The organism is Tardiphaga sp. vice304 (genome assembly GCF_007018905.1).
Classification (GTDB): domain Bacteria; phylum Pseudomonadota; class Alphaproteobacteria; order Rhizobiales; family Xanthobacteraceae; genus Tardiphaga.
Window position 1 is genome coordinate 2,615,832 of the sequence record NZ_CP041402.1, and the last position, 14,666, is coordinate 2,630,497.

At 65.5% G+C, this 14,666-nt stretch carries 14 protein-coding genes; 10 read left to right on the forward strand and 4 right to left on the reverse strand.

Annotated elements, in window-relative coordinates; genetic code table 11:
- From FNL56_RS12380 to FNL56_RS12405, 6 genes are all read left to right on the forward strand, one after another.
- Window positions 1-810 carry a lysophospholipid acyltransferase family protein gene (locus FNL56_RS12380; protein WP_143582021.1) on the forward strand — a complete coding sequence of 270 codons (810 nt, stop codon included), beginning with the start codon at window positions 1-3 and terminating at the stop codon, window positions 808-810.
- The gene (locus tag FNL56_RS12385; protein ID WP_143573025.1) at window positions 810-1,922 is read left to right on the forward strand and encodes a glycosyltransferase; all 1,113 of its coding nucleotides are present in this window, start codon (window positions 810-812) and stop codon (window positions 1,920-1,922) included. Before FNL56_RS12380 ends, FNL56_RS12385 begins: the two co-directional genes overlap by 1 nt.
- Before the next feature lie 5 nt (window positions 1,923-1,927).
- Window positions 1,928-3,325, forward strand: coding sequence for an aldehyde dehydrogenase family protein (locus FNL56_RS12390; RefSeq protein WP_143577853.1), 1,398 nt, complete (start codon window positions 1,928-1,930; stop codon window positions 3,323-3,325).
- Window positions 3,326-3,568: 243 nt separating this feature from the next.
- Window positions 3,569-4,669: a c-type cytochrome biogenesis protein CcmI gene (gene ccmI, locus FNL56_RS12395; protein WP_143577854.1), complete on the forward strand. Its 1,101-nt coding sequence runs from the start codon at window positions 3,569-3,571 to the stop codon at window positions 4,667-4,669.
- Window positions 4,670-4,730: 61 nt separating this feature from the next.
- Entirely contained in the window at window positions 4,731-5,222 is a 492-nt protein-coding gene (ccmE, locus tag FNL56_RS12400; RefSeq protein WP_143573028.1) for a cytochrome c maturation protein CcmE, read from the forward strand.
- Entirely contained in the window at window positions 5,219-7,228 is a 2,010-nt protein-coding gene (locus FNL56_RS12405) for a heme lyase CcmF/NrfE family subunit (RefSeq protein WP_143582022.1), read from the forward strand. The genes ccmE and FNL56_RS12405 overlap by 4 nt, the downstream gene beginning before the upstream one ends.
- Before the next feature lie 3 nt (window positions 7,229-7,231).
- Here FNL56_RS12405 and FNL56_RS12410 read toward each other — a convergent pair whose 3' ends face one another.
- Together FNL56_RS12410 and FNL56_RS12415 are read right to left on the reverse strand one after the other, a co-directional pair.
- Entirely contained in the window at window positions 7,232-7,699 is a 468-nt protein-coding gene (locus FNL56_RS12410; protein WP_143573030.1) for a helix-turn-helix transcriptional regulator, read from the reverse strand.
- Between the two features lie 9 nt (window positions 7,700-7,708).
- Complete coding sequence (locus tag FNL56_RS12415; protein ID WP_246660946.1) at window positions 7,709-7,909, reverse strand: type II toxin-antitoxin system RelE/ParE family toxin; 201 nt, start codon at window positions 7,907-7,909, stop codon at window positions 7,709-7,711.
- Window positions 7,910-7,969: 60 nt separating this feature from the next.
- On the opposite strand from FNL56_RS12415, the gene FNL56_RS12420 reads away from it, so the two are divergent.
- Complete coding sequence (locus FNL56_RS12420) at window positions 7,970-8,461, forward strand: cytochrome c-type biogenesis protein (protein ID WP_143573032.1); 492 nt, start codon at window positions 7,970-7,972, stop codon at window positions 8,459-8,461.
- On the opposite strand, the gene FNL56_RS12425 is transcribed toward FNL56_RS12420, so the two are convergent.
- On the reverse strand, window positions 8,458-9,135 hold the full coding sequence (locus tag FNL56_RS12425) for a uridine kinase (protein ID WP_143573033.1): 678 nt from the start codon (window positions 9,133-9,135) through the stop codon (window positions 8,458-8,460). The genes FNL56_RS12420 and FNL56_RS12425 overlap by 4 nt on opposite strands.
- A gap of 426 nt (window positions 9,136-9,561) precedes the next feature.
- Here FNL56_RS12425 and FNL56_RS12430 point away from each other — a divergent pair, with 426 nt between their 5' ends.
- The 3 genes from FNL56_RS12430 to FNL56_RS12440 all read left to right on the forward strand — a co-directional run bounded on the left by FNL56_RS12430 (window position 9,562) and on the right by FNL56_RS12440 (window position 13,966).
- A complete protein-coding gene (locus FNL56_RS12430; RefSeq protein WP_143573034.1) occupies window positions 9,562-11,184 on the forward strand; it encodes an ABC-F family ATP-binding cassette domain-containing protein in 1,623 nt (540 codons plus the stop codon).
- 203 nt (window positions 11,185-11,387) lie between these two features.
- On the forward strand, window positions 11,388-12,986 hold the full coding sequence (locus tag FNL56_RS12435; RefSeq protein WP_143573035.1) for a Do family serine endopeptidase: 1,599 nt from the start codon (window positions 11,388-11,390) through the stop codon (window positions 12,984-12,986).
- 299 nt (window positions 12,987-13,285) lie between these two features.
- Window positions 13,286-13,966: a response regulator transcription factor gene (locus FNL56_RS12440; protein ID WP_210245498.1), complete on the forward strand. Its 681-nt coding sequence runs from the start codon at window positions 13,286-13,288 to the stop codon at window positions 13,964-13,966.
- 60 nt (window positions 13,967-14,026) lie between these two features.
- Here FNL56_RS12440 and FNL56_RS12445 read toward each other — a convergent pair whose 3' ends face one another.
- Window positions 14,027-14,431, reverse strand: a complete 405-nt coding sequence (locus FNL56_RS12445) for a DUF4174 domain-containing protein (protein WP_143573036.1) — start codon at window positions 14,429-14,431, stop codon at window positions 14,027-14,029.
- Window positions 14,432-14,666: the final 235 nt, after the last annotated feature.

The following is a 14,666-nucleotide window of genomic DNA, read 5'->3' on the forward strand; positions in this document are numbered from 1 at the left end:
ATGTTGAAGCGCAGCGCGGACGATCGCGCCGCGCTCGCCATTGCCCAACGGTCGGTGCCCGTCTTCCGGCTGTTCGGCTGGATATTCGAGCGGACTTTCAAAAGCGGCTTTCACGCCGCGCGCATCGCCCGCGCGATGCCGCCGCCCACAGCCGCGACGGCTCGGATCGTGATCTACAGCAACCATCCGTCCTGGTGGGATGGCGTGGTCTATGTCTTGCTGGCGAAACATCTGTTTCCGCAACACCGCGTCTACACGCCGGTCGATGCCGGGATGCTCGACCAGTACGGTTTCCTCGGCAAGATCGGTTCGTTCGGCGTGGCGCAGAACACAAGGCGCGGCGCCGCCGATTTCATCGCCACAAGCAAGGCGGTGCTGGCGCTCCCCAACGGGTTGCTCATCGTCGCCGCGCAAGGGCGCTTTGCCGATCCGCGTGAACGGCCATTGGCGTGCGGCGCCGGCATCGCCCACCTTCCGGACCACGTCGCCGGCGTGACCTTCGTTCCGCTGGCGATCGAATATCCGCTGTGGCTTGAAAAGCAGCCGGAGATGCTGTTGCAGTTCGGCGAGGCGGTCGATGGCGATATGCTCGGCGCGCTGCCAGTGTCCGAGCGACTGGCGCGGCTGGAAGCCGCGCTCGAACGCACCATGGACCGATTGGGGGCCGCGTCGATCGCGCGCGATGCAAACGCCTTCGACCTCTGGCTCGAGGGCACGATGGGCGTCAACCCGTTCTACGACGCCTGGCGCCGTCTGCGGGCGATGGTGCAGGGCCGACGTTTTCATGCCGAACACGGAGCAGACAAGTGATGACCGCCCTCGTCGTGCTGGCCCTGTGTCTCGGCCTCATTCCGGTCTGCAATACATTTGCCAACTGCCTGTTGCTGCGCCGCCCGCGCGCTTCCGGGAAAGTCCCGTCGGTCGCCATCCTGATCCCGGCCCGCAATGAAGAGCGAACGATTCTGGCCTGCATCGATGCGGCGCTGGCCAGCCGCGGCGCGACGATCGAGGTGATCGTGCTCGATGACGGATCGACCGACAGCACCGCCGCTATCGTGGCCAAGCGCGCCTCGGGCGATGCCCGACTCCGGCTGGTAACAGCGCCGCCGCTGCCGCTGAACTGGAAGGGCAAACCGCACGCCTGCCATCTGCTTGCGTCCCACGCGCAGTCCGACTTCCTGCTGTTCGTCGATGCCGACGTCACGCTGGCGCCGGATGCGGCCGCGGCGCTCACGAACGCCGATGTCGATCTGGTCAGCGGCGTGCCGCGCCAGCGCGTCGTCGGCATCGTCGAAAGCGCGGTGGTGCCGATGATCAACGGCCTGATCTATGGCTATCTGCCGATTTTTTTCATGCGCGCGATGCCCGCGAACGAAGCCCTCACGGCGGCCTGCGGCCAGTTGATGATGGTGCGCGCCCAGGCCTATCGTGCCTGTGGGGGCCATGCCGCCGTGGCTCTGGCCATGCATGACGGGCTGCAACTGGCGCGGCATTTCCGCCGCTCCGGCTTTCGCACCGATCTTGTCGATGCAACGCCGCTTGCAACCTGCCGCATGTATGATACCGCCGCCGCCGTGTGGAGCGGGTTTTCCAAGAATGCGACGGAAGGCATGGCCAAGCCGGTCGCCCTGCCGGTCTGGAGCACGCTGCTGATCGGCGGCTGGTTGCTGCCGTCGGTGCTGCTTGTCGCCGGATTGCTGGGTGCGCCCGTCGCGCCGTTGCCGCTGCTGGCCGGGCTCGTCGGCCTGCAGACCGCCGCGCGTATCGCCCAGGCCGTCAAATGCGGGGAGCCCGCGCGGGCCGTGCTGCTGCATCCGCTCGGGGTTATCCTGACGCTCGCCATCCAGTGGAATGCCCTGATAGGCTATTACCGTGGAAAATCGGTCGAGTGGCGCGGCCGATCCTATCAACCGACAGCGTGACAGACATGATCGCCCAATCGACCTCGGCCCCCGCTGTCCAGCCCGCCTTCGACGGCCTGCGCGCCGCGTTCCTGCTCGACGGAGGCCTGACGCTCGACCAGCGTCGCGGCGCGCTGAAGGCGTTGCGGCGAAGCCTCATCGATCACGCCGATGCCTATGTCGCCGCCATCGATGCGGATTTCCGCGGACGGTCGCGGCACGAGACGTTGCTCACGGAAGTCGTGGTCGTGCTGTCGGCCATCGACGATACGCTGCCCAGGCTGAAGCGCTGGGCCGCGGCGAAAAAGATCCGGCTCGGTTTTCCGTTCTGGCCCGCTGCCGGTGAAATCCGGCCGCAACCGCGAGGCGTCGCCGGAATCGTGGCGCCCTCCAACTATCCGCTGCAACTGACCTTGATGCCGTTGATCGGTGCGCTGTCGGCCGGATGCCGGACGTTGATCAAGCCGTCCGAACTGACGCCGCGCACCGCCGACCTCATCGCATCCCATCTCGGCAAGACCTTCGATCCGTCGGTCGTGGCGGTGGTGACGGGCGATGCCGAGGTGGCCCGGGCCGTGACCGAGCTGCCGCTGGATTTGCTGTTGTTCACCGGCTCGTCGCGCGTCGGCGCCGTCGTGGCGCAGGCCGCGGCACGGCAGATGACGCCCGTCATTCTGGAACTGGGCGGCAAGTCGCCGGTGGTCATCGACCGCAGCGCGGATCTCGACATGGCTGCTCAGTCGATCATGGCGGGCAAGTTGATCAATGCCGGGCAGACCTGCGTGGCACCTGACTATGTCCTGGTGCCGCGCGAGAGCAAGGATGCATTGATCGCCGCGCTGCGGCGCGCTGCAGCCAGCCTGTATCCTCAGCCGGAAAACGGCGATTATTCCGCGATCGGGTCCGACCGGGCGCTGTCGCGCCAGCACGATCTGGAGAACAACCAGCGCGTCATTCCGTTGTTCGATGCGGCGGTGGCGGCGCCGCGCCATACGCCGAAAGTGATCGACGCGCCGTCGCCCGACAGCGCCGTCATGCAGGAAGAGATCTTCGGGCCGCTGCTTCCCGTGATCGCCTATGACGACATCGAGGAAGCCACGGCGACCATTCGCGGGCTGCCGTCGGCGCTCGTCATCTACTGGTTCGGTGAGGTCAACGATCGCCTTGACGCGCTGATCTCGCGGACGCAATCGGGAGCCGTCAGTATCAACGAAACGGTCCTGTACGCCGGCATCAGCGCGTTGCCGTTCGGCGGGATCGGCCCTTCCGGCTGGGGGCGCTATCATGGCAAGGCGGGTTTCGATTCATTTTCGCACGAGCGCGTCCTGTTCCGCCAACCCCGATGGAACATCGCGAAAATGATGCGACCGCCCTTTGGAACGCACGCGGACGGCATCCTGAAGCTTCTGCTCCGCAACAAGTAGCCAATCGGACCGTGAATTCCGCGACGGTGTTCCCGGTTCTCGGCGTTCATCGAAGCGCCGCCTGCTGCTTGAACTTCATCAGAGGTCTCTGCCGAACCCGCCGCCTGGGCCCTACACGTTGATTCACATCAACTTTTCCCTCACGCAGTGCCGTAAATGTCAATTGCGCGGCCGGTTCAGAAATGGTGTAACCCGACCCGTGACGACCGCTTTGAGGCGGTGACACCGGGACGGAAACTGTCGATGACGCTGTGGTTTGTGTTCGCGCTGATGACCGCCGCGGCGATCTTTGCCGTGCTGTGGCCGCTCGGCCGGGCGCGCTCGACGGCCGGCGGCACCGAGGCCGCGGTCTACAAGGACCAGTTGGCCGAGGTCGGCCGCGATGCGGAGATCGGGCTGATCGGCCCGAATGAAGCCACCGCCGCCCGGGTCGAGATCAGCCGCAGGCTGCTCGCCGCCGACGAGGCCGAACGCGCGGTTCCCGCCAAGAACCGCCCGATCTTTCGCCGCGCTGTCGCGCTGGTTGCGCTGATCGGACTGCCGCTGATCGCCGTGGCGTTTTATGGACGGCTCGGCTCGCCCGATATGCCTGACGTCCCGCTGGCGTCGCGCAGCCAGACGCCTACCGTGGCGCAGCCGCTCGATAATCTGGTGGCGCAGGTGCAGGCGCATCTCGAACAGAACCCGACCGACGGCCGCGGCTGGAACGTGCTGGCGCCGGTGCTGGTCAAGCTCGGTCGTTTCGACGAGGCGGTCGCCGCCTACCGCAACGCCATCGCCCATGCCGGCGACAGCCCCGGCCGCCGTGCCGATCTCGGCGAGGCCATCGCGGCCGCCGCCAATGGCGTGATCACCGCCGACGCCAAGGCCGAATTCGAACGCGCGGTGGCGCAAGACGCCAATGAGGTCAAGGCGCGCTACTTCCTCGGGCTTGCCGCCGAGCAGGATGGCCGCAATCAGGACGCCGCCGCGATCTGGGGCGGCATGCTCGCCAAGGCGCCGGCGGACGCGCCGTGGCGCACGACGGTGCAGGCCGCGCTGGCGCGGGTCGGCGGCCCCGCGCTGCCGGCGCTGTCCAGCGAGACGATGGCTGCGGCGCAGGGCATGGAAGCGGGCGACCGCAACGCGATGGTGCTGGGCATGGTCGATCGCCTCGCCACGCGCCTGAAGCAGGATGGCAGCGACGTCGAGGGATGGTTGCGGCTGGTGCGTGCCTATATGGTGCTGGGCGATCGCGACAAGGCGAAGGGCGCGCTGATCGAGGCACGCCAGGCGGTCGGCACCGACGCCGGCAAGCTGCAGCAGCTCAACGACGGGCTCAAGAGCTTCGGATTTGACGGGTAAGCATGATGCCGAAAAGTGTGCAGCGGTTTTCGGATGACATCATGCTTCTTGAGAGGCAATCATGACTCGCAAGCAACGACGATTGACGATGATCGGGGGCGCGCTGGTGGTTCTGGCGATCGCCGCCGGGCTGGTGCTCAACGCGCTCAGTTCCTCCATCGTGTTCTTCTCGACGCCGACCATGGCGATGGAAAAGCAGCCGCCGGTCGGCAAGCGCTTCCGGCTCGGCGGCATGGTCGAGCAGGGCTCCCTGGTGCGCGGCGACAATCTGGCGATCAGTTTCAAGGTGTCGGACGGCGGCGCGACGTTGCCGGTGACCTACAAGGGCATCCTGCCCGACCTGTTCCGCGAGGGGCAGGGCGTGGTCACCGAAGGCGCGCTGGATGCGTCCGGTGTGTTCAGGGCCGATACCGTGCTGGCCAAGCATGACGAGAACTACATGCCGAAGGAAGTCGCCGACGCGCTGAAGAAGCAGGGAAGGTGGCAGGAAGGCGAGGGCGGCAAGCCGGTCGCGACGAGCGCGCCGAACGCGCCTGCGAGTATCACGCGATGATCGCCGAAGCAGGTCACTACGCATTGGTGCTGGCGCTGGCGCTGGCGCTGATCCAGTCGACGGTGCCGATCCTCGGCACGCAATTGCGCGATCCCGCGCTGATGAACGTCGGCCGCTCGACCGCGCTGGCGCAGCTGCTGTTCGTCGGGCTGTCGTTCGCCGCGCTGACGGCGCTGTACATCACGTCGGATTTCTCCGTCGCCAACGTCGTCGAGAACTCGCATTCGTCAAAGCCGCTGCTCTACAAGATCACCGGCGTATGGGGGAACCACGAAGGCTCGATGCTGCTGTGGGTCTCGATCCTGGCGCTGTTCGGCGGCCTCGTCGCCGCCTTCGGCAACAACCTGCCGCTGACGCTGCGCGCCAATGTGCTGGCAGTGCAGGGCTGGATCGCCAGCGCGTTCTATCTGTTCATCCTGATGACCTCGAACCCGTTTTTGCGCCTAGCCAATCCGCCGATCGAGGGCCGCGACCTCAATCCGGTGCTGCAGGATATCGGCCTCGCGGTGCATCCGCCGATGCTCTATCTCGGCTATGTCGGCTTCTCGATCTCGTTCTCCTTCGCCGTCGCCGCTTTGATGGAAGGCCGCATCGACGCCGCCTGGGCGCGCTGGGTGCGGCCGTGGACGCTGGTGGCGTGGGTGTTCCTCACGCTCGGCATCGCGATGGGCTCGTACTGGGCCTATTATGAACTCGGCTGGGGCGGCTGGTGGTTCTGGGACCCGGTCGAGAACGCCTCCTTGATGCCGTGGCTGGCCGGCACCGCGCTGCTGCATTCCGCGGTGGTGATGGAGAAGCGCAATGCGCTCAAGGTCTGGACCATCTTGCTGGCGATCCTGACGTTCTCGCTGTCGCTGCTCGGCACTTTCCTGGTGCGCTCCGGCGTGCTGACCTCGGTGCATGCTTTTGCCACCGATCCGACGCGCGGCGTGTTCATCCTGATGATCCTGTGCTTCTTCATCGGCGGCAGCCTGATGCTGTACATGTGGCGGGCGCACGCGCTGAAGCAGGGCGGACTGTTCGCGCCGATCTCGCGCGAGGGCGCATTGGTGCTGAACAACCTGTTCCTCACCACTGCCTGCGCCACGGTGTTCGTCGGCACGCTGTATCCGCTGGCGCTGGAGATGATCACCGGCGCCAAGATCTCGGTCGGCGCGCCGTTCTTCAACCTGACCTTCGGCCCGCTGTTCGTGCCGCTGCTATTGGCGGTGCCGTTTGGGCCGCTGCTGGCGTGGAAGCGCGGCGATCTCGCCGGCGTCGCGCAGCGGCTGATGGCCGCCGGCATCGCCGCCCTCGTCGCGGTGGCGATGGTGTGGGCCTGGACCTCGGGCGGCGCGGCGCTGGCGCCGCTGGCGATCGGCCTTGCGGTATTCGTGATCGCCGGCGCCGTCACCGATATCGCCGAGCGCGTCAGCCTGTTCCGGGCGCCCCTCGGCACGACATGGCGCCGCGCCCGCGGCCTGCCGCGCTCGACCTGGGGCACGGCCTTCGCCCATGCCGGGGTTGGCGTGGCGTTGATCGGCATCGTCTGCGAAACGACCTGGAACAGCGAATATATCGGCACGCTGAAGCCGACCGACACCGCGAAACTCGCCGGCTATGAGTTGCGGCTCGACGACATCACGCAACGGCGCGCCGAGAATTTCCAGGAGATGCTGGCGCATTTCACGATTCGGCTGAACGGCGACGTAATCGGCACGCTGTCGCCGTCGAAGCGCAACTTTACCGCGCGGCAATCCTCGACCACCGAAGCAGCGCTGCTGTCGCGCGGCTTCAGCCAGATCTACATCTCGCTCGGCGATACCGCGGCCGATGGCGGCCTTGCGGTTCGGATCTATCACAAGCCGATGGTGCTGTTGATCTGGTTCGGCCCGCTGCTGATGGCGTTCGGCGGGCTGCTGTCGCTGTCGGATCGCCGCCTGCGCGTCGGCGCGCCGAAGCCCGCGAAAGCCTCGCGCGCGCTGCAGCCCGCGAAAGCCTCGCGCGCGCTGCAGCCGGCGGAGTGAGAGTCAGCGCTGCCCTCGCAACCGCTTCATGCCCGCGATCACTGATTTGCGGCGAGCAAAACGTTCCGGCTCTGCCTCTTGGTCGGTGACTGCAATGGGATCCAGACAATCCAGCGGCACGTCGAGCGCCTTCGCGAGTTTACGATGCAGGGCGATCGGGCCTTTCCGCTTGCCGGTTTCGAGGTCGGACAGATAGTTCTGCGTGATCTGCACGCCTTCGGCGGTGGCCAGATCAGCCTGCGTCATGCCGCGAAACTGCCGCAGCACCCGGATCGGGTTCTCGCCATTGGCCAATTGCTGAACGACCGAAAGCGGCAGGCGCACTCCCTTGTCCCGCTTCGCCTTCGCAACGAGCCTTGCGGTCCCGATGTCCTCCTCGGCTTCGTTCGACAGGACCATCAGGCGCTCGTACTCCGCGCGGGGAATGATCGCGACCTCGCCGGAGGGCGTTTTCCTGAATTCGACTTTCATTGCTTCACCTCAGTCGTAAATTTCTCGTCGATGGCCAACGGCAATGACAACAATCTCGTCGAATTCCTGATAGAAGATGACGCGATAATCTCCCACCCGGAGCCGTGCACCATCTTGTCCTTTCAGCTTTTTCACGTCGCCTTGTCCGGTTCGCGCAAAAACCTCGAGCTTGGCCAGAATGCGCTCGCGCAACTGCTGGGGCAGCTTCATCCATTGCCGTCTCGCGGGCGGCTCAAAGACGACCGAAGGCATGGGCAGAAAAATCGCATTATGCGATATTTTTGTCAAGTCCTGCTGTTGCTATCCATCGCGTTCGCGGCCCCCGCTTACGCCGTGCAGCCCGACGAGATCCTCGCCAATCCCGCGCAGGAATCCCGCGCCCGCGAATTGTCGCGCGAGCTGCGCTGCATGGTGTGCCAGAACCAGTCGATCGACGATTCCGATGCGCCTTTGGCGCGCGACCTGCGCCTGCTGGTACGCGAGCGGATCACCGCCGGTGACAGCAACAGCCAGGTGATGGATTTCCTGGTCGCGCGCTACGGCGAGTTCGTGTTGCTGAAGCCGCGCTTCGAACTGCAGACGCTGTTGCTGTGGCTGCTGACCCCGGTGCTGCTGCTGGGTGGCGGCGTGGCGCTGTGGCGCAGCTACCGGCGCCGCCCCGTGGTCGAGACCGGCGCCGACGGTACGCCGCTGACGCTCACTGCCGACGAGGAAGCCCGCCTGGAGCGGGTGCTGGGCGGCGAGGCGGAAAAGCAGTCCTAGGTCGCACCACGCTCCCTGGATGCTGGATCTACGATCGCGGGCGCTGCAAGATCGTTGTTGTCCACGACCACGGTGGCATGGGTCTCCGGCGCGCATGTGCTCAAATAGATCCTTTGCCCTTCCACGTATCTACGATTGGAGGCGGCCAACGGATCCGGGGAGGTGCCGTCCCTGATCGCGTTGCGTGCAATTGAGACCGCAAAATCGACACGCAGGAAGATCGACGCGTCCCAACAGCGGCGTAACTCCGGCCGATGCAGAAAGATGCCGTCCAGTAACAGAATCGATCCAGGAGGAGCGTCCTGCGCGGCGAATGGGACGCCTGTGTCAGAGTGGAGATCGAACGCCGCGACGCAGTATCGGCCGCTGCCGCTGGGACCGAGCGGGGTCAGAAGATATTGCTTCAATAAAGTATAGTTATACGAATCCTCGAAAAATCCGATCGGGGACTGCCTGCCTTGCGCATAGCGAACCTCCTTCGGGTTGTGAAAGCGATCGACGGACGCCCTGATGACGGGCCTGTCTAGATCGCGCACGATATCGGCAAGCTCGTCTGCAAAGGTTGTCTTCCCTGCGCCGTCGACGCCGTCGATGGCGATCCGCGCTATCCTGTCCGGTGCGGCCTCTGCTGCCATGCTGGCGATCGCGGCGAGCAGGTCAATACGTTGCGGCATTCTGCGACCCTTGGGTGTGAAAAAAGCAGCCGTCATTCAACCGATAATCTCAGCCAAGCTGGGAAGAAAGCTCCTTGGCTGCGTGCTGTGCGCCTCTGGCGGACAAGCGAACGTACTCATGGCCGATGGTGTGAAGGATCGGCCATTCGGGCGCGCTCGCAGGCGAGGCAGCGGCTATCCTGTGCCATAAGGCGGCCGAACGCTGTCCCGGCCCGACCCCCAAGGCACGCTTTCCATGACGCCGCTGACGCTCACCGCCGACGAGGAAGCCCGCCTGGAGCGGGTGCTGGCCGGGTCGGGCGCCGACAAGCCCTGATCCCGCGCCGCGCGCCGGGGGCTGCCACCAATCTGATCCCCCTTCGCAGCCGCAATGTGCCATAAGGCGGCCCAAACCTTCTCCCGAATACCGCCAAGGCACGCCCCCATATGATCCGTCTCGACAATATCTCCAAGCAGAATGGCCATCAGATCCTGTTCATCGAGGCCTCCGCGGCACTACTGAAGGGCGAGAAGATCGGGCTGGTCGGCCCCAACGGCGCCGGCAAGACCACTTTGTTCCGCATGATTACCGGCCGCGAGCTGCCCGACGAGGGCCAGGTCGTGGTCGAGCGCAATGTCTCGATCGGCTATTTCAGCCAGGACGTCGGCGAGATGGAAGGCCGCAGCGCGGTCGCCGAGGTGATGAACGGCGTGGGCCCGGTCAGCGAGGTCGCCACCGAGCTGAAGGCGCTGGAAACGGCGATGGGCGATCCCGACAGGATCGACGAGATGGACGCCATCATCGAACGCTACGGCGAGGTGCAGGCGCGCTTCGAGGAGCTCGATGGCTATGCGCTGGAAGGCCGCGCCCGCGAAGTGTTGTCGGGTCTTTCGTTCAGCCAGGAGATGATGGACGGCGACGTCGGCAAATTGTCCGGCGGCTGGAAGATGCGTGTGGCGCTGGCGCAGATCCTGCTGCGGCGGCCCGACGTGATGCTGCTCGACGAGCCTTCCAACCATCTCGATCTCGAAAGCCTGATCTGGCTCGAACAGTTCCTGAAAGGTTATGAAGGCGCGCTCTTGATGACCTCGCATGACCGCGAGTTCATCAACCGCATCATCAACAAGGTGGTCGAGATCGACGGCGGCGGGCTGACCACCTATGGCGGCAACTACGAGTTCTACGAGCAGCAGCGCGCGCTGGCCGAAAAGCAGCAGCAGGCGCAGTTTGAGCGCCAGCAGGCGATGCTGGCGAAGGAGATCTCCTTCATCGAGCGCTTCAAGGCGCGCGCCTCCCATGCCGCCCAGGTGCAGAGCCGCGTCAAGAAGCTCGACAAGATCGAGCGCGTGGTGCCGCCGAAGCGACGGCAGGCGGTGTCGTTCGACTTCCTGCCGGCGCCGCGCTCTGGCGAGGACGTCGTCAGCCTGAAGAACGTCCACAAGGGCTATGGTAGCCGCACGATTTATGAAGGACTGGACTTCTCGATCCGCCGCCGCGAGCGCTGGGCGGTGATGGGGATCAACGGTGCCGGCAAGTCGACGCTGTTGAAGCTGGTGACCGGGACGACCGTGCCCGATGACGGCCAGGTGGCGCTCGGCGGCAGCGTCAAGATGGGCTATTTCGCGCAGCACGCCATGGAGCTGCTGGACGGCGAGCGCACCGTGTTCCAGTCGCTGGAAGATGCGTTTCCGCAGGCCGGGCAGGGCTCCTTGCGTGCGCTGGCCGGCTGCTTCGGCTTTTCCGGCGACGACGTCGAGAAGCGCTGCCGCGTATTGTCAGGCGGCGAGAAGGCGCGGCTTGTGATGGCGCTGATGCTGTTCGATCCGCCGAATTTTCTGGTGCTCGACGAGCCGACCAACCATCTCGATCTCGCCACCAAGGAAATGCTGATCACGGCGTTGTCGCAATATGAGGGCACCATGCTGTTCGTCTCGCATGACCGCCACTTCCTCGCCGCCCTCTCCAACCGCGTGCTGGAGCTGACGCCCGACGGCATCCACCAGTACGGCGGTGGGTATACGGAATATGTAGCTAGGAGCGGCCAGGAAGCACCGGGGCTGCGCAGCTAGTCTTGCGAGATCAGCCTGCGAAAATCTGCTTCCCGCACGGAAATCAGGAATTCCGGCGGGAGCGTCTGCGACCTCCCGCCGCACGCCTGCCGCGCTGCATTACCAAAGCTTAATGCCCTCGCCAGTGCGCGGTAAGGTGGCAAGTCCCATCTTCGGATCACACGGTGCCCTTGCCCCCCGCACCTTCTATCCGGAGATTTTCGATGACCGACCAGACGCCCGATTTCAACCAGATGCCTTCCTACAAGCCGGTCCGCCGCCCGCTGTTCGCTGCGCGAAAAATTGCGCTGATGGCCTCCGTGGTGGCCGGCCTCGGCGTTGCCGCCTATGGCCTGAGCCCGGCGCCGCACGACGTCTTTTCGACCGCAGCGCATGCGCAGGTCGACAAGCAGGTCAAGGCGCAGGCTGCGGCTCCGGTCGGCTTTGCCGACATCGTCGAGCGCGTCAAACCGTCGGTGATCTCGGTCAAGGTCAACATGAAGGAGAAGGTGTCGTCGCGCGAGGACGGCAATGGCGGCAATGAGGATTCGCCGTTCCAGCCGGGTTCGCCGATGGAGCGTTTCTTCAAGCGCTTCGGCCAGGACGGCATGCCGCCGGGTATGCGCGGCGCCCCGCGCGGCGGCGGCCGTGGCGGTGTCGTCAGCGGCCAGGGCTCCGGCTTCTTCGTCTCGGCGGACGGCTTTGCCGTGACCAACAACCATGTCGTCGACGGCGCCGACAAGGTCGAGGTCACCACCGATGGCGGCCAGACCTACACCGCCAAGGTGATCGGCACCGACCCGCGCACCGACCTCGCGCTGATCAAGGTCGAGGGCGGCAGCAACTTCCCGTTCGCCAAATTGTCGGAAACCAAGCCGCGGATCGGCGACTGGGTACTGGCGGTCGGCAATCCGTTCGGCCTCGGCGGCACCGTGACCTCCGGCATCGTCTCGGCCAGTGGTCGCGACATCGGCTCCGGCCCGTATGATGATTTCATCCAGATCGACGCCGCGGTGAACAAGGGCAATTCCGGCGGCCCCGCGTTCGACACCTCCGGCGAAGTGATGGGCGTCAACACGGCGATCTACTCGCCGTCCGGCGGCAGCGTCGGCATCGCGTTCTCGATTCCCGCCTCCACCGTGCAGACAGTGATCACCCAGCTCAAGGACAAGGGCAGCGTCAGCCGCGGCTGGATCGGCGTGCAGATCCAGCCGGTGACGCAGGACATCGCCGACAGCCTCGGCCTGAAGAAGGCCGAAGGCGCGCTGGTGGCGGAGCCGCAGGCCGATGGTCCGGCGGCGAAGGCCGGCATCCAGTCGGGTGACGTCATCACCGCGGTGAATGGCACCCCGGTCAAGGATGCCCGTGAACTCGCCCGCACCATCGGCGGCTTCGCGCCGGGCAATTCGGTCAAGATCAACGTGCTGCAGAAGGGCCAGGACAAGGTTCTGACCCTGACGCTGGGCCAGCTGCCGAACACGGTGGAAGCCAAGGCCGATCTCGACCAGGGCGATCGCGGCAACTCGTCCCGCGGCACCAATGAGCCGCGGCTCGGCCTGACGGTGGCCCCGTCGAGCAGTGTCGCCGGCGCCGGCCGCGATGGCGTCGTGGTGACCGAGGTCGATCCGAAGAGCCCCGCGGCGGAGCGTGGCTTCAAGGAAGGCGACGTCATTCTCGAAGTCGCCGGCAAGAATGTCACCAGCCCCGGTGACGTGCGCGAGGCGATCGTCGCCGCGCGTAACGACAACAAGAACAGCGTGCTGATCCGGGTTCGCTCCGGCGGTTCCTCGCGCTTCGTCGCGGTCCCGCTCGCCAAAGGCTGATCCGAATTAGGCATCACTAACGGAGAGTGCCGGACGCATGTCGCCCCCGCCGACGGCACTTTCCCAGGGAGCGGGCCACAAGCTCGTTCCCGTCCAACCCCTTCCGCGCGAAGCGCCCCCTTCGTGCGGAAGGCATCAGCGGGCGGTGAAGTTTCCCCCAGCTTCACCGCCTGTTTCCTTCCTCGTTTGCGGGACGACGCAAGAGGCATCCCGCCGCCTTGCATGAAAGCCCGGTGCGCGCCATGTTGACCGAGTTGTCCAAGACACCGCCTGACACCGCAACGGAATCCCCTCGCCAGATGCGATTGCTCATCATCGAAGACGACCGCGAATCCGCCGACTACCTGGTCAAGGCGTTTCGCGAGGTCGGCCACATCGCCGACCACGCCAGCGATGGCGACGAAGGCTTTGCGCTGGCCGACAGCGGTGACTACGACGTGCTGGTGGTCGATCGCATGCTGCCCAAGCGCGACGGGCTGTCGGTGATCGGCGGCTTGCGCGAGAAGGGCAATCACACCCCGGCGCTGATCCTGTCGGCGCTCGGCCAGGTCGATGACCGCATCAAGGGCCTGCGCGCCGGCGGCGATGACTACCTGCCGAAGCCCTATGCCTTTGCCGAGCTGCTGGCGCGCGTCGAGGTGCTGTCACGGCGCAATGGCGGCCCCACCGAAGAGACCAGCTACCGCGTCGGCGACCTCGAACTCGACCGCCTGTCGCATCGCGTCACCCGCGGCACCGAAGAACTGACGCTGCAGCCGCGCGAGTTCCGGTTGCTCGAATATCTGATGAAGCACGCCGGCCAGGTCGTGACCCGCACCATGCTGCTGGAGAACGTCTGGGACTATCATTTCGACCCGCAGACCAACGTCATCGACGTTCACATCTCGCGGCTGCGCAGCAAGATCGACAAGGGTTTTGAACGCCCGCTGCTGCACACCATCCGCGGCGCGGGCTATATGATCCGGGACGGCGTGAAGTAGGGCGTCGCCTGTATTGAAGCCGCGCTGGTCTGACGCGGCTATCTTGCCACCAAAGCCGTTCTAGCGCCGCATCTCGTCGCGGCGCATTGGCATGGCGTCTACCTTCCCGAACAATTCCGCGGCGCTGAACGGCTTTGTCGAGGATGCCGCCGTGTTGCCATCCTTGCCGACCAGCAAAACTTTAAACGCCTTGTCGTCTGCGCCGAGCTGAGCGCGAATTCCGCGCGCGCGCTCGTCGTCGCCGGCGGCTTCGATCAGCACGATCTGGCGCTCTGCCATGCCCTTTGCATTCTGCTCGAAGATGCGGCGCTGCGCGACCAGATTGCCGTCCTGGCGGCTCGGCGCCACCACCACCAGCACGCGATTCTTCCAGCGATAGCCGGCCAGCGGCGTGTCCCTGGCCTCCGCGGGCAGGGCCGCTCCCAGCGAAAGGCCCAGAACCAGGGCTGTGGTGACGCGCTTCATCGTGGATTCTCCTGAAAGCATTCAACCATTGGCGGCGATCGTGGTCTACGGCGCGGCGATGGCTGCCGACGAACGCGCAGGCTTCAGGCAAACGCCGGGCGTCAGGCCGCGTTCCCCTAATGCGTCATGCGCGGCGTGTTGAGCGAGATCAATCGGCATGACCGCTAGCGTGCTTATGATTGTGCAGGGCAGCAGACATTCCGACGCTACAGGAACCAGATGAACGTGCACTCCT